Annotated in this window: 24 protein-coding genes; 16 read left to right on the top strand and 8 right to left on the bottom strand. The window is 72.6% G+C overall.

Annotated features, from left to right (window positions below; all coding sequences use genetic code 11):
- Positions 1–114: 114 nt before the first annotated feature.
- The 6 genes from ACIODU_RS22190 to ACIODU_RS22165 all read right to left on the bottom strand — a co-directional run bounded on the left by ACIODU_RS22190 (position 115) and on the right by ACIODU_RS22165 (position 6,898).
- Complete coding sequence (locus tag ACIODU_RS22190; protein ID WP_401769591.1) at positions 115–774, bottom strand: 4'-phosphopantetheinyl transferase family protein; 660 nt, start codon at positions 772–774, stop codon at positions 115–117.
- 74 nt (positions 775–848) lie between these two features.
- On the bottom strand, positions 849–2,462 hold the full coding sequence (locus tag ACIODU_RS22185; RefSeq protein WP_401769590.1) for an MFS transporter: 1,614 nt from the start codon (positions 2,460–2,462) through the stop codon (positions 849–851).
- A gap of 6 nt (positions 2,463–2,468) precedes the next feature.
- Positions 2,469–4,223, bottom strand: coding sequence for an FAD-dependent oxidoreductase (locus tag ACIODU_RS22180; protein ID WP_401769589.1), 1,755 nt, complete (start codon positions 4,221–4,223; stop codon positions 2,469–2,471).
- Positions 4,220–5,404: a beta-ketoacyl synthase N-terminal-like domain-containing protein gene (locus tag ACIODU_RS22175; protein ID WP_401769588.1), complete on the bottom strand. Its 1,185-nt coding sequence runs from the start codon at positions 5,402–5,404 to the stop codon at positions 4,220–4,222. Before ACIODU_RS22175 ends, ACIODU_RS22180 begins: the two co-directional genes overlap by 4 nt.
- Positions 5,401–6,624, bottom strand: a complete 1,224-nt coding sequence (locus ACIODU_RS22170; protein ID WP_356425766.1) for a beta-ketoacyl-[acyl-carrier-protein] synthase family protein — start codon at positions 6,622–6,624, stop codon at positions 5,401–5,403. The genes ACIODU_RS22175 and ACIODU_RS22170 overlap by 4 nt, the downstream gene beginning before the upstream one ends.
- A complete protein-coding gene (locus ACIODU_RS22165; RefSeq protein WP_161313080.1) occupies positions 6,617–6,898 on the bottom strand; it encodes an acyl carrier protein in 282 nt (93 codons plus the stop codon). The genes ACIODU_RS22170 and ACIODU_RS22165 overlap by 8 nt, the downstream gene beginning before the upstream one ends.
- Before the next feature lie 403 nt (positions 6,899–7,301).
- Between ACIODU_RS22165 and ACIODU_RS22160 the strand changes: the two genes are divergently transcribed.
- The 10 genes from ACIODU_RS22160 (at position 7,302) to ACIODU_RS22115 (ending at position 15,108) form a co-directional block, all read left to right on the top strand.
- A complete protein-coding gene (locus tag ACIODU_RS22160; RefSeq protein ID WP_401769587.1) occupies positions 7,302–8,366 on the top strand; it encodes a hypothetical protein in 1,065 nt (354 codons plus the stop codon).
- 26 nt (positions 8,367–8,392) lie between these two features.
- Positions 8,393–9,379: a ScbA/BarX family gamma-butyrolactone biosynthesis protein gene (locus ACIODU_RS22155; RefSeq protein WP_356425772.1), complete on the top strand. Its 987-nt coding sequence runs from the start codon at positions 8,393–8,395 to the stop codon at positions 9,377–9,379.
- Positions 9,376–10,020 (top strand): HAD-IA family hydrolase, encoded by a 645-nt coding sequence (locus tag ACIODU_RS22150; RefSeq protein WP_401769586.1) that lies wholly within the window; start codon positions 9,376–9,378, stop codon positions 10,018–10,020. The genes ACIODU_RS22155 and ACIODU_RS22150 overlap by 4 nt, the downstream gene beginning before the upstream one ends.
- Positions 10,017–10,721, top strand: coding sequence for a 3-oxoacyl-ACP reductase FabG (fabG, locus tag ACIODU_RS22145; RefSeq protein ID WP_401769585.1), 705 nt, complete (start codon positions 10,017–10,019; stop codon positions 10,719–10,721). Before ACIODU_RS22150 ends, fabG begins: the two co-directional genes overlap by 4 nt.
- Before the next feature lie 16 nt (positions 10,722–10,737).
- Positions 10,738–11,166 (top strand): hypothetical protein, encoded by a 429-nt coding sequence (locus tag ACIODU_RS22140; RefSeq protein WP_401769584.1) that lies wholly within the window; start codon positions 10,738–10,740, stop codon positions 11,164–11,166.
- A 72-nt stretch (positions 11,167–11,238) separates the two neighbouring features.
- Entirely contained in the window at positions 11,239–12,219 is a 981-nt protein-coding gene (locus tag ACIODU_RS22135) for a zinc-binding alcohol dehydrogenase family protein (protein ID WP_401769583.1), read from the top strand.
- Positions 12,220–12,269: 50 nt separating this feature from the next.
- A complete protein-coding gene (gene mqnE / locus ACIODU_RS22130) occupies positions 12,270–13,448 on the top strand; it encodes an aminofutalosine synthase MqnE (protein WP_401769582.1) in 1,179 nt (392 codons plus the stop codon).
- A 17-nt stretch (positions 13,449–13,465) separates the two neighbouring features.
- Complete coding sequence (locus ACIODU_RS22125) at positions 13,466–13,999, top strand: GNAT family N-acetyltransferase (protein ID WP_401769581.1); 534 nt, start codon at positions 13,466–13,468, stop codon at positions 13,997–13,999.
- A 23-nt stretch (positions 14,000–14,022) separates the two neighbouring features.
- Entirely contained in the window at positions 14,023–14,322 is a 300-nt protein-coding gene (locus ACIODU_RS22120) for a DUF4229 domain-containing protein (protein ID WP_356425791.1), read from the top strand.
- A 162-nt stretch (positions 14,323–14,484) separates the two neighbouring features.
- Positions 14,485–15,108, top strand: a complete 624-nt coding sequence (locus ACIODU_RS22115) for a TetR/AcrR family transcriptional regulator (protein ID WP_356425794.1) — start codon at positions 14,485–14,487, stop codon at positions 15,106–15,108.
- Positions 15,109–15,267: 159 nt separating this feature from the next.
- Here the strand turns inward: ACIODU_RS22115 and ACIODU_RS22110 are convergent, their stop codons facing one another.
- A complete protein-coding gene (locus tag ACIODU_RS22110; RefSeq protein WP_003967102.1) occupies positions 15,268–15,471 on the bottom strand; it encodes a cold-shock protein in 204 nt (67 codons plus the stop codon).
- A 468-nt stretch (positions 15,472–15,939) separates the two neighbouring features.
- Between ACIODU_RS22110 and ACIODU_RS22105 the strand changes: the two genes are divergently transcribed.
- From ACIODU_RS22105 to ACIODU_RS22085, 5 genes are all read left to right on the top strand, one after another.
- A complete protein-coding gene (locus tag ACIODU_RS22105; RefSeq protein ID WP_356425981.1) occupies positions 15,940–16,752 on the top strand; it encodes a menaquinone biosynthesis protein in 813 nt (270 codons plus the stop codon).
- Between the two features lie 98 nt (positions 16,753–16,850).
- A complete protein-coding gene (locus ACIODU_RS22100) occupies positions 16,851–18,716 on the top strand; it encodes a serine/threonine-protein kinase (protein WP_401769580.1) in 1,866 nt (621 codons plus the stop codon).
- A gap of 128 nt (positions 18,717–18,844) precedes the next feature.
- Entirely contained in the window at positions 18,845–20,059 is a 1,215-nt protein-coding gene (gene mqnC, locus ACIODU_RS22095) for a cyclic dehypoxanthinyl futalosine synthase (RefSeq protein WP_356425800.1), read from the top strand.
- A gap of 19 nt (positions 20,060–20,078) precedes the next feature.
- A complete protein-coding gene (locus ACIODU_RS22090) occupies positions 20,079–20,735 on the top strand; it encodes a hypothetical protein (RefSeq protein WP_401769579.1) in 657 nt (218 codons plus the stop codon).
- An 88-nt stretch (positions 20,736–20,823) separates the two neighbouring features.
- Positions 20,824–21,516: a demethylmenaquinone methyltransferase gene (locus ACIODU_RS22085; RefSeq protein ID WP_327235053.1), complete on the top strand. Its 693-nt coding sequence runs from the start codon at positions 20,824–20,826 to the stop codon at positions 21,514–21,516.
- Positions 21,517–21,561: 45 nt separating this feature from the next.
- On the opposite strand, the gene ACIODU_RS22080 is transcribed toward ACIODU_RS22085, so the two are convergent.
- A complete protein-coding gene (locus ACIODU_RS22080) occupies positions 21,562–22,071 on the bottom strand; it encodes a GNAT family N-acetyltransferase (RefSeq protein ID WP_401769643.1) in 510 nt (169 codons plus the stop codon).
- Between the two features lie 107 nt (positions 22,072–22,178).
- On the opposite strand from ACIODU_RS22080, the gene ACIODU_RS22075 reads away from it, so the two are divergent.
- Positions 22,179–23,465 carry a geranylgeranyl reductase family protein gene (locus tag ACIODU_RS22075; RefSeq protein WP_161309306.1) on the top strand — a complete coding sequence of 429 codons (1,287 nt, stop codon included), beginning with the start codon at positions 22,179–22,181 and terminating at the stop codon, positions 23,463–23,465.

Raw genomic sequence — 23,465 nt, 5'->3', positions numbered from 1 at the left:
TTCCGCACTCGATGTCATACCTCACAACAACGTGCGTCCCGACGTCAGTCTTTACCGTTTCATTACCGGCTGATCCGGCAGGTCAGGGGCCTCTCGCAGGGCGTTCGGAGGGTGTTAAGGCAGTGTCACCAGTTCACGAAAATCTGATGTCGAATGGAGGCGTATCCGGACGGGGTTGTTCCGCCCGGCGCGGTCCGTGGCGACCGCGGCGGCATATCCGTCGTACGGCCGGGGCAGGGCCAGGTCCGCTGCGGGCCAGAAACGGTGGTCCAGATTCGCCCCCGCCGCCGCGGAGAGGCCCAGTCCCGACGCCTTGACCGCCGCCTCCAGCCGGGTCCAGGCGCGGAATCCGTCGGCCGGGTCGGGGCACGGACGGCCGAGGACCCGGGACCAGTCGACCCCCGGGCGTACGTGTTCCAGGTCCACGCCGACCACGGCGCCCGGCGCGCGGACGGCGAGCAGGGCCAGTTCGTGCGAGCGGGAGAGGCTGACGGCGGGTCCGGGGCACCAGCCGAGTACGTAACCGGGCTTGCCGCGCCAGGCGTTGCGCACGTGGGTGAGGTCGGCGGGCTCGCACGCCAGGTAGCCGGCCACGATGTCCCGGGCGGCGAGGTGGGCGGCGAGGTAGCGGCGGCGCGCGGCGGGTCTGCGCAGCCCCAGCCGGTGGGCGCGGTCGCGTTCGTACGCGCCGAGTTCGGGAAGGCGGGCCTCGTGGCGGGCCGGGTCCGTGTCGAGGGGGACGATCCAGAGGTCGGTGGATTCGGGCAGGGGCATGTCCTGTTCCCTTCTGGGACCCGCCGGGTCCCCGGTGCACGGGGGGCGCACCGGGGACCTGGCGGGTGGGGGGATCAGTCGTCGACGAGGGTCCGTTCGCGCGCGGCGCCGTCCGCGTCCGCGGGCCGCGAGGGGGCCCGCTCGCCCGGCTTCGCGGCGGCGGCGGGGCGGTCGGCGAGCATCTGGTACACGATGACGGCGGTGACGGCGCAGAGCGCGGCGGACGCCCACAGCACCACCCGCAGCGCGTCCGTGTGGCCCTGCGACAGGAAGTCGCCGAAGCCGTCGCGCAGGGCGGTCGGCGCGTCCTTCACCACGCCGGCCACGTCACCGCTGGCCACCCGGTCGGCCGTCGTGGAGGCGGAGTCGCCGCCCTTGGCCACGTACTCCGACAGCCCGTCCGAGATGCGCGAGCGGATCATCGAGGCGACGGCCGCGACCATGACGACGGCCGCGATGGCCTCGCTCGCGAGGCGGATGGTGTTGAACATGCCCGCCGCCATGCCGGCCCGCTCGGGCGGCACGGTGCTGACGGCGGCGCCGTCGAGGACGCCCATGATCAGGCCGACCCCGACCCCGGCGACGAGGAGCGGCCCCGCGAGGCCGAGGACGCCGATGCCCGGGTGGACGACGGTGAGCCAGGCGCAGCCGGCCGCGATGAGGAGCAGGCCGAGGCCGAGCACGACCCGCATGTGGACGCCGGAGGCGACGAGCCGGCCGCCGATCAGGGGCAGGAAGAGCACAGGTCCGGTCAGCAGCAGCATGATCAGTCCGGCGCCCTGGCTGCTCTCGCCGTTGGCGCCGATCAGGTACGCGGGCAGGACCAGCAGCAGTCCGATGAAGCCGAACGAGAAGGCGACGTTGAGCAGGTTCACCGAGAGGAAGCGGCTCTCGCGGAACAGCGACAGGTCGAACATGGGGTTCTCCTGGCGGCGTTCGACCAGGGCGAAGGCGACGACCAGCAGGATCGACCCGGCCAGCAGGAGGAGCACGGTCGGGCTGCCCCAGCCGCTCTGCGGGCCCTGGATGATGGCCAGCGTGAACAGCACGAGCGCCAGGCTGAACGTGATCGTGCCCGGCCAGTCGACGCCGCCCGCCTGCGGGTTGCGCGACTCCTGGAGGAACGGCAGCCCCAGCATGGACAGGACGACGAGGGCCAGGTGCGCGTAGAACACCGACTCCCAGCCCAGCGCGCCGACGAGCAGTCCGCTGGTGGTCGGTCCGAGCGCGAGGCCGGAGCCGAGGGTGACCCCGGCGACGGCGAACGCCTTGGCGCGCGCGGCCCCGTCGAAGCTGGACGCGACGATCGCGGTGGCCGAGGTCATCAGCGCGGCGGCGGCGACCCCCGCGACCCCGCGGGCGATGTCGATCACGATGACGCTGGGCGCGAGGACGGTCGCCACGAGCGAGACCGCGTACAGGCCGGTGCCGAAGGCGAACATCTTCTTGCGGCCGATCAGGTCGGCGAGTGAGCCGGCCACCATCATCAGGCTGGCCGCCATCACGTTGTACGCGTTGACCACCCACTGGAGCGAGGCGAGACTCCCGCCGAGTTCGCGCCCGATGTCGGGGAGGGCGACCGGGGTGCCGCTGACGCCGAGCGGCACGATCAGTACGCCGAGACACACGACGAGCAGGGTGAGCCCTGGGCGGGGCCCGGCTTCGAGCCGGGCGTCGGGGGTGGACATCAGGATTCAGACTCCTTCTTGGACGGGCTCCGCCTGTGGAGGCACGAGGCGGAGTTCCTGGAACAGCTCGGGTCCGCCCGGCGGGCGGACCGCGGAGACCACCGCGTCCGGGCGGACCAGGACGACGGTGGGGGTACGTACGGAGAGGGCGGCGTGCACGCGGCCGCCGGGGTCCGCGAGGACGCGCACGGGGCCGGTGGCGCCGGGGGCGCCGGTCGCGCCGGCTCCCGTGACCGCGCCCGTCCCGGCCGCCGAGACCAGGACCGTGCGGTGGCCGGGGCCCGTCAGCCCCTCCGCGAGGACCCGGGCCCGCGCGGTGCGCGCCGCGTTCCGGCCGTCGGCGGCCAGGACCAGCAGCACGGGCCGCCCGTCGTCCAGCAGGTCGTGCAGGCGCGGTACGGCGGTGCCCGGCGAGGTCGTACGGTCCGGGGCGGCCGTGCCCGTACGGTCCGAGGCCGGCGCTCCCGTACGGTCCGGGGCGAGCGCTCCCGTACCCTCCGGGGCCAGCGGGACGTCCGGCAGGCGGGCGCCCTCCCGCAGCCGCCCCCTGGGGCGGCCCGGTACGGCGTGCACCAGGGAGAGCTGGGTCTGGCGCGGGGTGATGAACCGGTCGAGCAGCCCCGTGCGTTCGCCGATGCCGAGCGCCCGGTCCCGGACGTTCCTGCGCCAGCCGCGCATCGTCCACAGCCGGGTCTGGAGGTCGGTGTCGCTCAGCACCTCCCGCGCGACCGCGCGCCGCTCCCGCTCCCAGCCGTCGAGGACGTCCGCCGGGCGTTCGCCCCGTACCACCGCGCCCAGCGGCCCGGCCAGGCTCGCCGCGTCCTCTATGCCGGTGTTGAGGCCCTGGCCGCCCGCCGGGCTGTGGATGTGGGCGGCGTCGCCGACGAGCAGCACCCGGCCCTTCCTGAACCGGTCCGCGATCTTGCGGTGGACCCGGAACACCCCGGTGCGGTGCTCGCCGGTGAGGAGGATCGGGACGGGGCAGCGCTCCGAGGCGGCCCGCTGGACCTCCGCCCGGATGTCGTCCGCGATCTCCGCGTTCGGGGCGAGGCTGGTGAAGACGCGGAAGTGGCCGCCCGGCAGCCCCACCACGACGAGCACGCCCTTGGCCGTCATGAAGTAGTGCGCCTCGTCCTGCGCGAGCGGGGTGTCGCACATCCCGTCGGACAGCAGGAACCGCTGGGGGTACGTCTCCCCCTCGAAGCCCGTGCCGATCGCCTCGCGGACCGTGCTGTGCGCGCCGTCCGCGCCGATCAGCCAGTCCACGCGGACGCGTTCCGAGGAGCCCCCGCCGTCCGTCAGCTCCACGGTGACGCCGTCGGGATCGTCGGGGGACTGCGTCACCGACGTCAGCCCGACGCCGAACTCGGTCTTCCCGCCCAGCTCCTCGAACCGCTGCCGCAGGGCGTGTTCGGTCTCCTGCTGCGGCAGGGACACGGCGAACGGGAACCGCGTCTCGGGCACCTTGCGGAACGTGAGCCGGGCCACCCGGCGGCCCGCCGAGTGGTAGTTCTGCGCGTGCAGCGGCAGCCCGCGCGCGAGTATCTCGGCGCCCGCGCCCAGCCGGTGCAGCGCCTCCAGGGCGCGCGGCCACAGCGTGATGGCCTTGGCGTGCGGGTTGGGGCGGTCGGCCCGGTCGATCAGCCGGACCCGTACCCCCTGCTGGAGCAGGGCCGTGGCCGCCGTGAGCCCGACCGGGCCCGCGCCGACCACCAGGACCCCGGACGGGCCCGGGGAGTGCGCCGTGCCGTCCGCCGTCACGCGCCCTCCCCGGTCCGTACGACGAGGCAGGCCACGTGGCCGTCCTGGCCGATGCCGGTGACGAGGGAGAGCGCTCCGGGGGCGGTACGGGCGAGGACGGCGGCGAGCTGGAACGCGCCGTCCGCGCTGTACGCCTCGCCCGTGACCTCCTTGACGCGCAGCTCGGTGACCGTACGGCCGCCGAGGGCCCGGCGGACCGCGCGCCGCTCCGCCTCCTCGAACCCGACGAGGCCGGTGGCGCCGAGCGACACGGTGCCGACCTCGGCAGGGGCGACTCCGGCGCGCTCCAGGGCGCGGGTGACGCACCCGGCGAGCACGGCGGTGACTCCGGGACGTACGCCTTCCGGGGAGAACGCCGTCTCGCTCGCCAGCACTTCGGCGAGGACGGGCGCGCCGTCCCGGCGGGCCGCCTCCGCGTCCTGGACGGCGAACAAGGCGCAGCCCTCGCCCACGGGGAAGCCCTGGGCGAGCGCGCCGGACGCCGCCCAGCCCCACGCGGTCTGCGGGCACAGCTCCTCGACGCCGCCGACCAGCAGCCGCTCGGCGTGGCCGCGGTCCAGGGCGTTGCGGGCGTAGCGGAAGGCCGCCAGGGCCGCGGTCGTACCGCCGGACAGGGTGGCGTTGATGCCGTGCAGCCCGTTCCAGATGGCGATCTGGCCGGTGCAGGAGTTCATCACCGTGTTGGGGAAGGCCGCCGCGTCGACGAGGAAGGGCCGGTCGTGCACGTGGGTGTCCCGGGCGAACTCGCTGCTGCTGCGGACACTGCCCGACGTGGACCCGAGCACCACACCGGTGGTGTTCCACGCCGGGTCCGTGTCGTCGCCGACGGGCGGACCCGCCGCCGTGCGCAGCAGCGCGCAGGCGGCGAGTCCGAGACCGGTGGTGCGGTCGAGGTGGCGGGTCCGCTTGCGGCCCACGTGGTCGGCGAGCCGGAACTCCGGCACCACCCTGACGTTGTCGGGCAGCCCGTCGGGCTCGGCGGGCCCGAGGGGCAGCTCCGCCGGGTCGGAGCAGGGCGCGGTGGCGCCGCGCAGCGCGTCGGCGAGGGCGTCCAGGCCGGTGCCCGCCGGGGAGACGACACCGAGCGCGGTGACCGCGAGGGGCCGGACGCGGGGGAGCGTGCCGGCGGACGGGGCGGTCGCGGGAACGGGCGTGGGGGCGGTCGTGGTGGAGAGCGTCATGACACCTTCCCCAGGATGGTGATCGCGTTGTTGCCGCCGAAGGCGAAGCCGTGGTTCTGGGCGATACGGACCTCGGCGGGGCGCGCCGTGTTGGGCACGGGGTCCAGGCCGGGGCCGAGGGCGGCGTCGACCTCGCGCAGGTTCGCCGTGGGCGGCAGGAAGCCCTGCTCGATGGCCTTGCAGCAGAGGAGCGCGCCGAAGCCGCTGGCGGCGCCCATGGTGTGGCCCAGCATCGACTTGATGGAGCTGATGGGCGGCAGCCGGTCGCCGAACACCTCGCGTACGGCGGCGACTTCGGTGAGGTCGTTGGTGGGCGTGCCCGTCCCGTGCGCGCAGATGTAGTCCACCTGGTCGGTGGTGATCCCGGCGCTGCGGTGGGCTCTGCGGATGCACTCGGCGACGCTGCCGGAGTCGGGGTGGACCATGTGCTTGGCGTCGCAGCTCAGCCCGTAGCCGAGGACCTCGGCGTAGACGCGGGCGCCGCGGGCCAGGGCGCGGTCCAGGGGTTCGAGGAGCAGGGCGACGCCGCCCTCGGCGGTGATGATGCCGTCGCGGTCCTTGTCGAACGGCCGGCACACGTCCTCGGCGAGGGCGCCCAGCCGCAGGAAGCCGGCGTGCGTGTAGCGGTTCACCGAGTCGGCGCCGCCCGCGAGCATGTAGTCGGCCTCGCCGGTGCTCACCAGGTCGGCGGCGTAGCCGATCGCGTAGTTGCTGGCGGAGCACGCGGTGGGGATGGTCTGGGCCTCGCCGGTCAGGCCGAGTTCGGTGTTGACGGCGGCGGCGATACGGCCGGCCGGCACCTGCGCGACCAGGCCGGGGTCGAGGCTCTTGAGGCCCTCGCCGATCCACTGCCGGGTGAGCCGGTCCACCACGGGCGCCTCACCGCTGGTGGTTCCCATCGCGGATCCGGCACGCGTACGGGAGAGTTCGGCACGGTCCAGGCCGGCGTCGGCGACAGCCTGGGTGGCCGCGGCGGCGGCCAGGAGCGCGGACCTGCCCCAGCGGGCGGGGTCGAGCGTGCGCAGGGACGCGTGCGCGTCGAAGTCGGGTACCTCGCCGGCCATCACCTGGGGGAAGCCGGTGGTGTCGAAGGAGCGGGCCGGGGCGATGCCGCTGCGGCCCTCCCGTACGGCCGCGGCGAGGGTCTCGGCGTCCTTGCCGAGACTGCTCACCGCGCCGAGCCCGGTCACCACGACACGTCGGGGGCCGAGGTCAGACACGCTCGGCCCCGGCGAGCGCGATGACGTGGTCCGCGAGAGTACGCAGGTCGACGAGGTTCTCCGCCTCCTCGACCGGCACGGATATGGTCAGTTCCTTGTCGATCCGCGCGAGTATCTGGATCAGTGCCAGCGAGTCCGCGTCGAAGTCCTCGACGAAGCGGGCGTCCGGGTCGACGGCCGCCGGCTCGTCCTCCAGCTCCAGCTCCTCCGCCACGATGACCCGGACACGCGTGAGGATTTCGTCGGACGACAGCGTCACAGCCTTCTGAGACATGGTGGATCCCCCTCTCGCCGCCGGCGTATTTCACCGGCCGCAGAAGGAAATTAGGCAGGTGGCGGCGGCCACGAGAAGGGTTTTGCTCCCAAGGCGCCGGGCGCTGTTCCCCAGGCGGTAGCAGGCGGGTCCGTCGGGCGTACCCCCCGTACCTCTTCCGGGATACCTCCCGATGTCACTTTCGAGGCAGTGCGGAATCTGTTGGTGGTACGGCCGTTGAGGAGCGGACCGGCGCCTCAGCATGCTGATTCCCGCGAGCGTCCGTACGTATGTCCGTGCGCGGCGGAGAAAGGGAATCCGCGGAACAGAATCCTGGAAAGGGAGATCGATGTCCTCGACACGCAGGGGAAGCGCCGGAACGGAGCCAGAAATATCCGGCGACATACCCGGCGACCCGCAGGCCGTGGCAGTAAAGGGAAACAATTCCCCCACCGACACTACCGCCCCTACCGACCCCATCGACCCCAGTGGTGACACATTCGGCCACGGGCCGCGCACCGGCGCCCGGCTCCCTCCGCTGCACGGGCCGCTGACCGCCTTCTCCCTGTCGATGGGCGTGCTGAGCCTGGCCACCCTCATCGGCCTGGCCGCCGACGACCGAATCCTCAACGGCGCGCCGATCTGGCTGAAACCACTGCACTTCGCGTTCTCGCTCGCCGTCTACAGCGCCACGCTGGCCTGGCTGCTGCCCCGGATCCGCCGCTTCCCCCGCACGGCGTGGTGGGCGGGGACGCTGATCGCCGTCAGCTCCCTCGCCGAAGCGGTGATCATCTCCGTCCAGGCGTGGCGGGGCACGTACAGCCACTTCAACACCCTCACCCCGACGAACACCGCCTTCATGAACAGCATGACCGTCGCGGTGATCGTCCTGTGGACCTCCAACTTCGTGGCCGCCGTGGTCGTGCTGCGCGACCGGTCGCTCGCGAGGCCGCTGCGCCTGGCCGTACGGCTCGGGCTGGTCCTCGCGGTCGTCGGCATGTCCCTCGGCTTCCTGATGAACATCCCCACCCCCGAGCAGCAGCAGGCCGTCGACGCCGGGCTGCCCACCCTCGTCGGCGCCCACAACGTGGGGGTGGACGACGGCGGTCCCGGCATGCCGCTCACCAACTGGAGCACGGTCGGCGGAGATCTGCGGATCCCGCACTTCGTCGGCATCCACGCGCTCCAGGTGATCCCGCTGGCCGGCGCCGCCCTGGCCCTGGCGGGCCGCCGCCGTACGACCTTCGCGGACGAGGGGATTCAGGCCCGTCTCGTCCTGATCACGGGAGCGGCCTGGGCCGGCCTGCTCGCCCTGGTCACCTGGCAGGCACTGCGCGGCCAGTCACTCGTCCACCCGGACGCCGTGACCCTCGGCGCCCTGGGCGCGCTCGTCCTGGCGGCCGCCGCCGCGACGGCGGTCGTCCTGCGCCGGGGCGCCCCGCGCTCCGGCGGCCCGCGTGTGCCCGCCTCCGCCGTGCGACATCCATGACGGACGAAGAGAGACCGAGACCGCACATGTCCGAGAACGCAGTCGGTACGCTCGCCGAACCGCCCTTCCACATACGCTTCGCCCACACCGTCGACCGCCATCTGGTCCACCGGGCCGCCGTGGCCGAGGTGTTCGTGACCGACACCCGCCAGATCGGCGAGTCCGTCTATCTCGCGGGCGCCCAGACGCCGCTCTCGCACAGCTACTACAACGACCACATCCAGCGGGGCGCGCTCACCGATGTCCTGCTGGTCCTCGAAGCGTGCCGGCAGGCGGCCGTCTGCGGCGGCCACACCTTCCTCGACATCGCGATGGACACGTCGTTCCTCGTCAACGAGGTGTCGGTGCAGCTGAGCGACCCCGAGGCGCTGCGTACGGGGAGCGACCCCGGCGAGCTCCAGATCCTCACCGAGTACCCGGCGGTACGGATGAAGGGCGGCCGGGTCCGGCAGGTCGGCGTCGAGCAGGAACTGACCTTCAACGGCGCGGCCGTGGGCGTCTCGTCCATGCGGGTGAGCGCCATGACGAAACACGAGTACGGGTCGCTGCGCACCTACCAGCGCGGGGGCGTCGCGCCCTCCACGCGCGAGGTGCCCCGGCCCGACCGCTCGGGCATCCTCGCCCCGGCCCAGGTGGGCCGTACGTCACCGGGCAACGTCGTCCTGGCCGAACCGGTCTTCGACGCGGGGCGCCTGACGGCCCGGCTGCTGCCGGACTTCGACAACCGCAGCCTCTTCGACCACCAGTACGACCATTTCCCGGCCATGACGCTGCTGGAGGGGGCCCGGCAACTGGCCCTCCTGGCGGCGTTCTGGAGCGGCCGCCAGCTGTCGGTCACCCATGTGCTGGGCATGGACGCGGCGTTCCTGCGCTTCGCGGAACTCGACGCGCCGGTCGTGCTGAGCGCCGAGATGCCCGGGAGCGGCGAGGACACCGTGGACGTGGCGTTCCAGCAGTCGGGCCGCAGCGTGGCCACGGCGTCGGTACGGCTCTACGGGGAGGCGAAGGCATGACGAGCGCCGAAGGGACGGGCGTCCGCGCCGTCTGGACCGACTTCCGCGGCGTCCTCACCCCGCCGCTGCCCTGGGCCGTCGCCTCCTTCTGCGAGCCCATGGGCCTGGAGCCCGCCGCGCTGCACGCGGCGATGCGCACGGTCGGCCGCCGGTACGGCACCGGCTCGATGGCCCCGCTCGACACCCCGCTCGTGGACGAGGACGAGTGGGGCCGGCAGGTCGAGGCCGCGCTCCTGGACGAGTTCGGGATCCGCGCCGACATGTCGGGCTTCGCCGAACGCTGGTTCGCCGACCGGCGCGTCAACCAACCGTGGATCGAGGAGCTGGAACGCGTCCGCGGCGCGGGTGTCTTCGTGGGCCTGCTCTCCAACATGCCGCCCGGCTGGGACCCGTACTGGCGGCAGATGGTCGACCCCGGCCTCTTCGACGCCCTGGTGATGTCGTTCGAGACGGGGTGCCGCAAACCCGACCGGGAGATCTTCGACCTCGCCGTACGGCGCTCGGGCATCCCCGCGGCACAGAGCCTCCTCGCCGACGACCTGGTGGAGAACTGCGAGGGAGCGGTCCTGGCCGGCTGGCACGGGCTGCACTTCACCGACACCGCGGATGCCGTCCGCGTACTGCGAAAGGAACTGGCATGAGCCGCACCGTTCTCATCAGCGGGGGCAACCGGGGCATCGGACTCGCCGTGGCGCGGTCGTTCGCCGAGGCGGGCGACAAGGTGGCCGTCACCTACCGCACCGGCGCCCCGCCGCCCGGCCTGTTCGGTGTCGCGTGCGACGTCACCGAGGAGGAGTCCGTCAAACGGGCGGTCGCTGACGTGGAGGCCCAGTACGGGCCCGTCGAGGTGCTCGTCGCCAACGCGGGCATCACCCGGGACGGCCTCCTGCCGATGATGAGCGAGAAGGACTTCAAGGACGTCCTCGACACCAACGTCATGGGCGCCTTCCGGCTCGCCAAGCACGCCACCGGCGGCATGCTCAGGAAGCGCTGGGGACGGCTGGTGTTCATGTCCTCCGTGATGGGCTCGCTCGGCTCGCCGGGGCAGACCAACTACGCGGCGTCCAAGAGCGCCCTGGTGGGCCTCGCCCGCTCGCTCGCCTGGGAGCTGGGCGCCCGGAAGATCACCTCCAACGTCGTCACGCCGGGCCTCATCGAGACCGACATGATCGAGCACATCACCGACGGGCGCAGGGCGGAGCTGATCGGCAACACCCCGCTGCGGCGCACCGGAACCGCCGACGAGGTGGCGGCGGTCGTACGGTTCCTGGCGAGTGACGCCGCGTCGTTCGTCACCGGGGCCGTGGTTCCGGTGAGCGGCGGCATCGGCATGGGCCACTGAACGGTCGGTTTCCACCATGGAGCACAACGACGTGCACCGGGACGGCGGGACACCCCTCGCGGGGCCCGTCGTCCTGATCGACTGCACCCCGCGCACCGGCATCACCCGCCAGGACCTGGAGGTGCTCGACCGCTGGACACCGCACGGCGTGGGACGGGACCCCGAGGCCGTGGCCGGCAAGGAGCGGCGGCTGCGGCACATCGCCCGCACGCTGTACGAGTCGTGGCTCAGACCGCTGCGGGTACGGTCCGAGGACGTCGGCGGCGGGTTCGTGTTCACCCACCCCGCCGCCGGGGTGACCGTGCTGGAATGCTGCGCCCGGCACACCCTGCACGTGGACGTGTGGGACACGTGTGACCGGTTGCGGGTGCTCGCGGGCGGGGATCTTGAGCAGAAGGCGGGACGGTCCGAGCCACCGGTCGTCGCGCACCTGCCGGTGACCTGAGCACCTGAGCACCTGAGCACCCGAGCACCCGACACCCGGGCGCCCGCGCCCGCCCCCGAGTGAGGAGACAACGTGCGCATCGTGCGCCACCACGAGTACGGCCCGTCCAAGGTCCTGGTCACCGAGGAGGCGGAACGGCCCGCGTACGGCCCCGAGGACGTCCTCGTCCGCGCCGAGGCGATCGGCGTCGACCACGCCGACGTCCAGCGCAGGCTCGGCACCTTCCCCCTCGGCCCGCCGCCCCTCCCGCACTGCCCGTCCACGGATGTCGTCGGCACGGTCGTCGCGGCCGGCGACCGCGTGCGCGACGTCGCGCCCGGTCAGCGGGTGGTCGTGTGGAAGGCGCGGAACGCCTACGCGGAGTACGTGGCGGCGCCCGCCGCGCACCTCCTGCCGCTGCCCGGGGGACTGGACCCCGCCGAGGGCACGCTCCTCGGCTCCACCGGCCGCGTCGCCGTCCACCTGCTCCGTACCGCCCGGGTCGCCGAGGGCGAGACGGTCCTCGTCCACGCGGGCGCCGGCGCGATCGGCCACATCGCCGTCCAGGCCGCCCGCGCGCTCGGCGCCGCCCGGGTCATCGCCACGGCGGGCTCCCCGGCCAAGCGCGACTTCGTCCTCTCCCTCGGCGCGGACGCCGCCGTCGACCACACCGCCCCCGACTGGCCCGAGCGGGCCGCCGAGGCGGCCGGGCCCGGCGGGGTCGACGTCGTCCTCGACGGCATCGGCGGCCGGCAGCTCCTCGACGACGTCAAGCTGCTCGCCCCGTACGGCAGGCTCGTCTTCTACGGCGCCTCCGGCGGCGACACCGCACAGCCCTCCCTCCCCGTCCTGTCCCTGATGGGCATGCGGCAGGTCATGGGCTTCAGCATGCCCACCCTCCTGGGCGCCCGGCCCGACGAGGCGGCGGAAGGAGTGCGGCTCCTGCTCCGCTTCGTACAGGACGGATCCGTACGGCCGGTCGTCCACGCGCGCGTCCCGCTGGCCGAGGCGGCGCGCGCCCATGACCTGCTCGAAGAGCGGAGGAGCATGGGGCGCGTCGTTCTCGTGCCGTGAGGGGCGTAGGCTCGACAGGCCCGATTGGCAGACATATGGGAGGCGGCCTGATGACTGCATCTATTCAAGATGTAGGTCTCAAGCGCGAGCTGGAGCAGAAGGTCCGGGCGGGAGAGCGGCTGTCCCGCGAGGACGGCATCGCCCTGTACGAGACGGACGACCTGGCCTGGCTCGGCGGGCTCGCCCACGAGGTGCGGACGCGGAAGAACGGCGACGTCGTCCACTTCAACGTCAACCGCCACCTCAACATGACCAACGTGTGCACCGCGTCGTGCGCGTACTGCTCGTTCCAGCGCAAGCCGGGCGAGAAGGACGCGTACACGATGCGCATCGAGGAGGCCGTCCGCCTCGCCACCGCGATGCGCGGCGAGAACCTCACCGAGCTGCACATCGTCAACGGGCTGCACCCCACCCTCCCCTGGCGCTACTACCCGCGCTCGCTCAGCGCCCTCAAGGAAGCCCTCCCCGAGGTCTCCCTCAAGGCGTTCACCGCCACCGAGATCCACCACTTCGAGACGATCTCGGGCCTCTCGGCGTCCGAGATCCTCGACGAGCTGATCGAGGCCGGCCTGGAGTCGCTGACCGGCGGCGGCGCGGAGATCTTCGACTGGGAGGTCCGCCAGCACATCGTGGACCACCACACCCACTGGGAGGACTGGTCGCGCATCCACCGGCTGGCCCACGAGAAGGGGCTCAAGACCCCGGCGACGATGCTGTACGGGCACATCGAGGAGCCCCGCCACCGCGTCGACCACGTACTGCGGCTGCGTGAGCTCCAGGACGAGACCGGCGGGTTCCAGGTCTTCATCCCGCTGCGCTACCAGCACGACTTCGTGGACATGAAGGACGGCAAGATCCGCAACCGCCTCCAGGCCCGCACCACCATGGCCACCGGCGCGGAGGCGCTCAAGACCTTCGCCGTCTCGCGGCTGCTCTTCGACAACGTCCCGCACGTGAAGGTCTTCTGGGTGATGCACGGCGTCCAGACCGCGCAACTGGCCCTCCAGCACGGCGCGGACGACATGGACGGGTCGGTGGTCGAGTACAAGATCACGCACGACGCGGACAACTACGGCACGCCCAACAAGCTGGGCCGTGAGGACCTGCTCGACCTGATCCGCGACGCCGGCTTCCGGCCGGTCGAGCGCAATACCCGTTACGAGATCATCCGCGAGTACCCGGGGCCGGACGCCGGCCGCCGCGAGTCCCCGCAGCCCATGCGGCTCTGAGTCCGGAGAACAGAGGGATGTCGCTCATATTCGAACTGGATCCGGCGGTGGACCGCACCCTGCACGACGGACTCGTCGCGCTGTGGACGGACGTCTCCAACGCCGGTGGCTCCGTCGGTTTCGTACCGCCGGTGACCGGTGACGACATACGGCCCGAGCTGGTCAAGCACCTCACCGCCATGGCGGAGGGGCGCTGCCGGCTGCTGGTTGGGTACGACGAGGATGGCGCCGTCGCCGCGACGGCGTTCCTCACGCTCAACACCCACCGGCTGATGAACCACTGGCTCTGGCTGTACACGGTGATGGTCCACCCCCGGCATCAGGGCCAGGGGTACGGCCGTGACCTGATGGCCGCCGCCGCGGACGCCGCCCGGAGCATCGGGGGCATCGAGGCGATCCGCCTCACCTGCCGCGGCGGCACCGGCGTCGACCGTTTCTACGCGTCGTGCGGCTACAAGGAAGTCGGGCGGGTGCCCGACGCGATCCGGGTCGCGCCCGGTGACGACCGTGACGACATCATCATGCTGCTCCCGCTCCACCCCCAGCATTGAACGCGGGAAGAGAGAAGGCTGTTGTGACCCTCGCGAATCCGAGTCCCACCCTCCGCTACACGGCGATGCGGATCGGCGTCTTCATGGGCTGCCTCGTCTTCTCCGCCGTGCTCGTCCACTTCGGCGTGGTCCCCAAGGGCTTCGGCGACTCCAACGTGATCTGGGTGCTGCTCCTGGCCCTGGTCCTGTCGGCGCCGCTCAGCTTCGTCCTGCTGCGCAGGCAGCGCGACGCGATGTCGGCGCAGCTGGTCGACAAGGTCGCGGCCGCCCGCGCCAAGCTGGAGGCCAGCAAGTCCCAGGAGGACGGCGCGGCGCAGCGGTAGGCGCGGTTTCCGCACGCCGGGCCGTCGTTCACATGTCCGTCAAGTCGTAGGCTTATCAGGCCTACCGGGCAGTTCGGCGGCAGCGGGGGAGGGATGTCTGACGTGGGTGTCGCGCGTGCTTCCAGGAACAGGCGCTTACCCCGGGCGGTACGGGAGCGGCAGATGATGGACGCCGCGGTACGGGTCTTCGGGCAGCGCGGCTACCGGGCCGCGTCGATGGACGAGATCGCCGACCTCGCCGGGGTCTCCAAGCCGCTGGTGTACCTGTACCTGCACTCCAAGGAAGAGCTCTTCACCGCGTGCGTCCGGCGCGAGGGGGAGGCCCTGATCGAGGCGGTACGGGCGGGCGCCGAGCCGGGGCTGCCGGCCGACCGGCAGCTGTGGGCGGGGCTGACCGCGTTCTTCGGGCACACGGCGGACCACCCGGACGGCTGGGCGGTGCTGCACCGCCAGGCCCGTACGCACGGGGAGCCCTTCGCCGGGGAGGTGACCCTGCTGCGGGACCGGCTGGTGGCGTACGTGGCGGAGCTGGTGGACGCGGCGGCCCGGGAGTCGCGCGCCACCGTCGCGCCCGCTGTCCCGCCCACCCCCTCGGACCTCGGCGGGCGGGACGTGACCGGTCTGGCGCAGGCGCTGGTGGGGGCCGCGGAGTCGCTGGCGGGCTGGGCGAACGACACCCCCAGCGTCTCGTCGCGGGAGGCCGCGGCCACGCTGATGAACTTCGCCTGGACCGGGCTCGGCGGCCTGATGGCGGGGGAGCGCTGGTCGGCGGGGGCGGACGCGTAGGTCCGCTGCCCGATACGACGCCCGGATACGACGCGCGGATTACGACGCCCGGATACGGCCCCGGCAAGGGCAGGAGCCCTGCTTTCCCCACCCGAGTGGGGGACGCAGGGCTCCTTGGGTACTGCTCTTCAAGATCTTCGCGATCGCCTACCCGGAAGACTAGGCCGGGGTGACGTTCTCCGCCTGGGGACCCTTGGGTCCCTGAGTGACGTCGAAGTTCACGACCTGGTTCTCCTCGAGGGAGCGAAAACCGGACGCGTTGATCGCGGAGTAGTGGACGAAGACATCCGGGCCGCCGCCGTCCTGGGCGATGAAGCCGAAGCCCTTTTCAGCGTTGAACCACTTGACGGTTCCGGTAGCCATAAGCCCTCCTTGGGCCAAAGGGTTGCCCTGCTCCAGAACCTGCAAAGAAGTCTGAAAACTACAAAAGCCTGCGGGTCACATGCTCCGCAGGCTCTGTACTGCAAGGGAAACCAAACTGCAACTTGCGGCGAGCCTAGCACGCAGCGTAGGCGCAGCGGTAGAGGGAAAGATCACTTCACCCGGACGTTTGACAGGGGCCCTGACGTGCTGACGGGAGGCACGCGGAACCGCGCCCGGGGCGCACGCGGAACCACAGCCGGGGCGCGTGCGGGACACACCCGGGAAGCCCCCGGAGCGGGCCCCCGCGGGGGCCGGGTCTAGCCTCGGGATGTGGACAGTCCCGAAGGAATCGCAAACGCAGAGGCCGCCGGATCCGCTCAGGGGGACCAGGGGGACGGAGGCCATGGAGACCACGGACCCCGTGCGGGCGACGCCGGCCACCGCCGCAGCCGGCCGCGGGTCGGCCATATCCAGTTCCTGAACTGCGTGCCCCTCTATTGGGGGCTCGCCAGGACCGGAACCCTTCTCGACCTGGAGCTTTCCAAGGACAGCCCGGAGAAGCTCAGCGAGCAGCTCGTCCGGGGCGAACTCGATATCGGCCCCGTCACCCTGGTCGAATTCCTCCGTCACGCCGACGAACTCGTCGCATTCCCCGATCTGGCGGTCGGCTGCGACGGCCCCGTCATGTCGTGCGTGATCGTTTCGCAGCTGCCGCTGGAGAAGCTGGACGGGGCGCGGGTCGCCCTCGGCTCCACGTCCCGTACGTCGGTACGGCTCGCCCAGCTCCTCCTGGAGGAGCGGTACCAGGTGGTCCCGGACTACTTCACCTGCCCGCCGGACCTCGGCGTGATGATGCAGGAGGCCGACGCGGCCGTCCTGATCGGCGACGCCGCCCTGCGCGCCTCGCTGCACGACGCCCCGCGGCTCGGCCTCCAGGTCCACGACCTGGGGCTGATGTGGAAGGAGTGGACGGGCCTGCCGTTCGTCTTCGCCGTCTGGGCGGCCCGCAAGGACTACCTGGCGCGGGAGCCGCTGGTCGTACGGAAGGTGCACGAGGCGTTCCTCGCGTCGCGCGACGTGTCCCTGGAGGAGGTCACGAAGGTGGCCGAGCAGGCGGCGCGCTGGGAGTCCTTCGACGCGGAACTGCTGGAGCGCTACTTCACGACGCTCGACTTCCGCTTCGGCGAGGACCAGCTGGCGGGGGTACGGGAGTTCGCGCGCCGCACCGGCCCGGCGACCGGCTACCCGGCGGACGTGCGCGTGGAGTTGCTCAGGCCGTGACCCCTTGGTTCCGCCCCTGACACCCGTGGGCCTGGGGGGCGTTCGGAAGACCCCCTACGCTGCTCCGTACGGACGCGCGCGAGCCGAGGGGGAACAGCATGCAGCCGCTGGAGGCGGGCGAGGAGACCATCGGGCCGTACACGCTGCTGCGCAGGCTCGGTGCCGGCGGGATGGGCCGGGTGTATCTCGCCCGCTCCGCGGGGGGCCGTACGGTCGCGGTGAAGGTCGTCCACCCGCACTACGCGGCGGACGAGCAGTTCCGGGCCCGGTTCCGGCGCGAGGTGGCCTCCGCGCGGCTGGTGGGGACGGGCCCCGGCGCGCACCGCTGGTCGGCGCCGGTGCTCGACGCCGACCCCGAGGCCGCCGTCCCGTGGGTGGCCACCGGCTATGTGGCGGGCCCCTCGCTGACCCAGGCGGTCGCCGGGCACGGGCCGCTGCCCGGGCGGTCCGTCGACGCGCTGGGCGCGGGCCTGGCCGAGGCGCTGGTCGCGGTGCACGGGCTCGGTCTGGTCCACCGTGACGTGAAGCCGTCGAACGTCCTGCTGGCCCTGGACGGCCCCCGCCTCATCGACTTCGGCATCGCCCGCGCCACCGACGGCACCGCCTCGCTCACCGCGACCGGCGTGTCCGTCGGGTCGCCCGGCTACATGGCGCCCGAGCAGATCATCGGCGGATCCGTGACCGGCGCGGCCGACGTCTTCTCGCTGGGCGCGGTGCTCGCGTACGCGGCGACGGGGGCGGGCCCGTTCGCCGGGGACTCGTCGGCCGCGCTGCTCTACAAGGTGGTGCACGGGGAGCCCGAACTGGGCCCCATGGAGGGCGCGTTGCGCGACCTGGTCGCGCACTGCCTGGCCAAGGACCCGGCCGCGCGCCCCACCCCCGCCGAGGTGGCGCGGCGGCTCGCGCCCGGCGGGGCCGAGCGGGCGGTGGCGGCGGGCTGGCTGCCGGGGCCGCTGGTCGAGGAGGTCAGCCGGGCGGCGGTGGCGATCCTGGACCTGGACGTGGTGCCGCGCGCCGCCGGATCCGTACCGGCCGCCGTGGAGGAGCCGGTGGCCACGGGGCCGGTGCCGTTCACGCAGGCGTCGACGGGGGGAGGCGCGACGACCGAGGGGGCGTCCGCCGAGGGTGCGTCGGGCGGGGGTACGGGCCACGGGGGTACGGCTCCGGGCCCGGTGACCGGCTCCGGCGGTCACGGGCCGGCGCCCCTGGGGGTCTTCGGGCCGCCGACGGAGCCGCCGCGGGACGCCTCCGTACCGGCGCAGCGGCCGCCGCGTGACGGCGGGTTCTCCCTGTCCGTGTCCGGCGACACCGGGCGCCAGGACGGGCGCGGGGGCCGCAAGGTCAGCTGCACGGTGGTGCTGGCCGTGGCGGGCGCGCTGGCGGCGGTGACCGTGGGCGGCGGGATCCTGCTCAACCAGGTCCAGGACAACAACAGGTCCGACACGGCCCAGGGCGGGGGAAAGACCGACTCCACGTCGAGCGCCCCGGCCACCCCCGGGCGCCCCGCACCCACGCCGACGCGCTCGTCCCCGGCCCCCGACTCCCCGTCCGCCTCCGCCTCCGCCTCCGCCTCCGCCTCCGACTCCGAGGCCCCCGGCGGACCCGCCCCCGGCGCGGGCTCCGTGCCGGACGCCCTGATCGGGACCTGGGACGGCTCCATCACCTCCGCCGGCATCCCGGCCGGCACGATGAAGGTCGTCATCAGGAAGGGCGCGACCGGGGAGCGGGTCGGCACGGGCGAACAGACCGACATCCTGGGGAACTTCACCTGCCAGGACCTCTTCACCCTCACCGGCGTGGAGGACCGCGCGATCGTCGTCGACGTCAAGAGCGGCCCGCGCAGCCAGAGCCTCTGCACGGCGAGCTCCACGGGGCTGCGGCTGTCGCTGGAGAAGGACGGCCTGCACTACGACTCCGACGACGCGGCGGCGGGGAACCCCACCGGCGTCCTGACGAAGCGGTAGCGGCGAGGGGCGGGCGCGACCGCGAGCGGCCGGGGGCCCGCGGCCGCGCCCGCCCCGACCCGGGCGGCCCATGAGCCTGGCGTAGGCTGGATCGGCCGCTGTACCCCCTTTGGGAAGGACCCGCCCCGGTGACCGAGAAGGCCGACCTCACGTCCGAATACGTCACTGGTGTCCTCGACCGTGCGGCTGCCGGGGGCCGTATCACCCCGGAAGAGGCCCTCGACCTCTACCGCTCCGCGCCGCTCCACGCCCTCGGCTCCGCCGCCGACGCGGCCCGGCGCCTCCGCTACGCCGGGACCGAGCACATCGCGACGTACATCATCGAGCGGAACATCAACTACACCAACCTGTGCGTCACGGCGTGCAAGTTCTGCGCCTTCTACGCCGCGCCCAAGGACACCGAGAAGGGCTGGACCCGGGGCCTCGACGACATCCTGCGCCGCTGCGCGGAGACCGTGGAGCTGGGCGGCACGCAGATCATGTTCCAGGGCGGCCACCACCCGGACTTCGGCGTCGAGTACTACGAAGAGCACTTCGCGGCCATCAAGAAGGACTTCCCCCAGCTGGTCATCCACTCCCTCGGCGCGTCCGAGGTCGAGCACATGGCCCGCATCTCGGGCGTCTCCGCCGAGGAGGCCATCCGCCGCATCCACGCGGCCGGGCTCGACTCGTTCGCGGGCGCTGGCGCCGAGCTGCTGCCCGCGCGGCCCCGCAAGGCCATCGCGCCGCTCAAGGAGTCCGGCGAACGCTGGCTGGAGATCATGGAGATCGCCCACGGCCTCGGTGTCGAGTCGACGTCCACGATGCTGATGGGCACCGGCGAGACCAACGCCGAGCGCATCGAGCACCTGCGGATGATCCGGGACGTGCAGGACCGCACGGGCGGCTTCCGCGCGTTCATCCCGTACACGTACCAGCCCGAGAACAACCACCTGAAGGGCCAGACGCAGGCCACGCTCTTCGAGTACCTGCGCATGATCGCCATCGCGCGGCTCTTCCTCGACAACGTCGCCCACATCCAGGGCTCCTGGCTGACCACGGGCAAGGAGGTCGGCCAGCTGTCGCTGCACTACGGCGCCGACGACCTCGGCTCGATCATGCTGGAGGAGAACGTCGTGTCGTCGGCCGGTGCCAGGCACCGCTCCAACCGGCTGGAGATCATCGACCTGATCCGCAAGGCGGGCCGCGTCCCGGCGCAGCGCGCCACGACGTACGAACACCTCGTCGTGCACGACGACCCGGCGAACGACCCCGTCGACGACCGGGTCCAGTCGCACATCTCCTCCACGGCGATCGAGGGCGGCACGGCCCACCCGGAGCTGAAGCTGCTCGCGTCCAACTGAGCGGGCGGGGGCGGCCGTCGTGCTGACGATCCACCGGGCGGAGCTGCTGCTGCCGGGGGCCGGGGAGGAACCGGTCCCGGGTGGCGCGGTTCTCGTGGACGGGTCCGTCCTGGCGGCGGTCGGCCCGTACGAGCGGCTGGCGGCGGCGCGTCCGGAGGCGCGGGTGCGCGCGTGGCCCGGGATCATCACCCCGGGTCTGTGCAATCCGTACGGCCCCGAGCTGCTGGAGCGGGCCTACCACCCGGACCCCCGCGAGGCGGACACCCTCGGGACCGCACCCCTCACCGGCGACGCGCTCGACGCGCTGGGCATGACCGACGCCCGGTGGGGCGCGAGCGCGCGGCGCGGGGTGCGGCGGCTGCTCGCCCACGGGGCGGTGGCGGTCGCCGGTGACCTGGGGCGGGAGACGGTCGTGGACGCCGTACAGCGCTCGGGGCTCGGCATCGAGCGGCGCTCCACGGAGCCGCCGGGCCCGGCCACGCTCGACCCGTTCGCGGGACGGCCGGCGGCGGAGGCGTTCCTGCTGCCTCTTCTGGGTGACAAGGGCCTCTACGCGGACTTCGCGGTGTTCGACGTGCCGGTGGACGGGGATCCGTACGCGGCCCTGGGCCGGCACGGCGCGGTCACCTGTGTCGCGACGGTGCTGGGCGGGCGGCTGGTGCACCGGCGCGCGTGAGGCGGGGGCGGGCCTGCGAGAATGGGCCGCAGGACGCAGTAGTACGCACCAGAACGCACCGGATCCGAGACAAGCGAGGCCAACGCCAGTGACGCGCGCATCCCTGGACAAGCAGCCGCACGAAGTCGCCTCGATGTTCGACGACGTGGCGGCGAACTACGACCTGACCAACGACGTGCTGTCGCTCGGGCAGGACCGGGTGTGGCGCAAGGCGGTCGCGAAGGCCGTCCACGCGCGCCCCGCCGAGAAGATCCTCGACCTGGCGGCGGGCACGGCCACCTCCTCGCAGCCGTTCGCCGCGACCGGTGCGTACGTCGTGCCCTGCGACTTCTCCCTGGGCATGCTGCGGGAGGGCAAGAAGCGCCACCCGTGGATGCCGTTCACGGCCGGGGACGCGACGAAGCTGCCGTTCGCGGACGAGGTCTTCGACGCGGTGACGATCTCCTTCGGGCTGCGCAACGTCCACGACACGGACCGCGCGCTGCGTGAGCTGTACCGGGTGACGAAGCCGGGCGGGCGGGTGGTGATCTGCGAGTTCTCGCACCCGACGTGGGCGCCGTTCAGGACCGTCTACACCGAGTACCTGATGCGGGCGCTGCCGCCGGCCGCGCGGGCGGTTTCCTCCAACCCGGACGCGTACGTGTACCTCGCCGAGTCGATCCGCGCGTGGCCCGACCAGCCCGCGCTGGCGGAGCGGTTGCAGGGCGCGGGCTGGTCGCGGGTGGCGTGGCGGAACCTGACGGGCGGGATCGTGGCGCTGCACCGGGGCGTACGGGACTGAACCGGGGCGTACGGGCTGAGATTGCCTCCCTCTCTCCCTACAGGCTCACAGCTCCAACCGGTAGCAGTGCGCCTCGACCCCCGACACCGTGCTCGTGTACGTCTCCGCCGGCTCCATGCCGAGGCGCCGGATCACCGCCACGGAGCGGGTGTTCTCGGGGCGGACCATGGCCACCACCCGGTCGACGCCCGCCGCGCGGACCCGCTCCAGCGTCGTGCGCGCGGCGGCGGTGACGTACCCGTGCCCCCAGTACTCCCGTCCGAGCCGCCAGCCGATCTCGATCTCGCCCACCGGGCCGAAGCTCTCGTGCGGCCACGGCTGGGCGCCGGTGAAGCCGATCGCGTCGCCGCGCTCGTCCAGCAGCGTCCAGAAGCAGAAGCCGCGTTCGGCGTCGTGGCGGCGCTGGCGGGCGGTCAGCTCCTCGTACACCGAGTGCTCGGCGGAGGCGCCGCCGTGGAACTCCATCACCTCGGGGTGGTCGAAGAGCCGGTGCCACGCGAGGGCGTCCTCCTCGGTGGGGACGCGGAGGTGCACGACGGGCGGCGACTTGGTCAGGTCCTTCACGGGCGGGCCCTTCAACGTGGCGGTCGGTGCGCACGAATAGACTGCACAGGTCCCGTGCCGTCCGGTACGCCATTTTCGAGTCTTCGGGAGAACCCGCTGTGACCGAGCCCCTCTCCGAACACACCGCGGATGTGATTGTCGTCGGCGCCGGTCCGGCCGGTTCGACGACCGCCTACTACCTCGCCAAGGCGGGCCTGGACGTCCTGCTGCTGGAGAAGACGGCGTTCCCGCGCGAGAAGGTCTGCGGCGACGGTCTGACCCCGCGCGCCACCAAGCAGCTCGTGTCGATGGGCATCGACATCTCCGAGGAGGCGGGCTGGCTGCGCAACAAGGGTCTGCGGATCATCGGCGGCGGGGTGCGGCTCCAGCTCGACTGGCCGGATCTCGCCTCGTACCCGGACTACGGACTGGTCCGGAAGCGGGACGACTTCGACGAACAGCTCGCCCGCCAGGCGCAGAAGGCCGGCGCGCGGCTGTACGAGCGCTGCAACGTGGGCGCGCCGATCACGGACGCGCGCACGGGCCGGATCACGGGCGTGAACGCGAAGCTGGGCGAGGAGAAGACCCCGGTCACCTTCCACGCGCCGCTCGTGGTGGCCGCCGACGGCAACTCGACGCGGCTGTCGCTGGCCATGGGCCTGCACCGGCGCGAGGACCGGCCGATGGGCGTCGCGGTCCGTACGTACTTCACCTCGCCCCGCCACGACGACGACTACCTGGAGTCCTGGCTGGAGCTGTGGGACCGGCGCGGTCCCGGCGAGGACCGGCTGCTGCCGGGGTACGGCTGGATCTTCGGCATGGGCGACGGTACGTCCAACGTCGGCCTGGGCGTGCTCAACACGTCCGACGCCTTCAAGGAGCTGGACTGGCGCGAGGTGCTCAAGGCGTGGTGCGCGTCGATGCCGGCGGACTGGGGCTACACCCCGGACAACATGACGATGCCGATCCGCGGCGCGGCGCTGCCGATGGCGTTCAACCGCCAGCCGCACTACACGCGGGGCCTGTTGCTGGTGGGGGACGCGGGCGGGATGGTCAACCCGTTCAACGGCGAGGGCATCGCGTACGCCATGGAGTCGGGCCAGATCGCCGCCGAGGTGATCGTCCAGGCCCACGCCCGCGCGACCCCGGCCCAGCGGGAGCTGGTGCTCCAGCGCTACCCGCGCATCCTGAAAGAGACGTACGGCGGCTACTACACGCTGGGCCGCGCCTTCGTGAAGCTCATCGGCAACCCGAAGATCATGAAGATCGCGGCCCAGCGCGGCCTGACGCACCCGCTGCTGATGAAGTTCCTGCTGAAGATGCTGGCCAACCTGACGGACCCGACGGGCGGCGACGCGTCGGACCGCATCATCAACGGCCTGTCGAAGGTGGCCCCGAAGGCGTGA

Source organism: Streptomyces sp. NPDC088261, from assembly GCF_044740805.1.
Classification (GTDB): domain Bacteria; phylum Actinomycetota; class Actinomycetes; order Streptomycetales; family Streptomycetaceae; genus Streptomyces.
The sequence above is the reverse complement of the archived record's forward strand: the minus strand, read 5'-3'. Positions and strand labels throughout refer to the sequence as shown.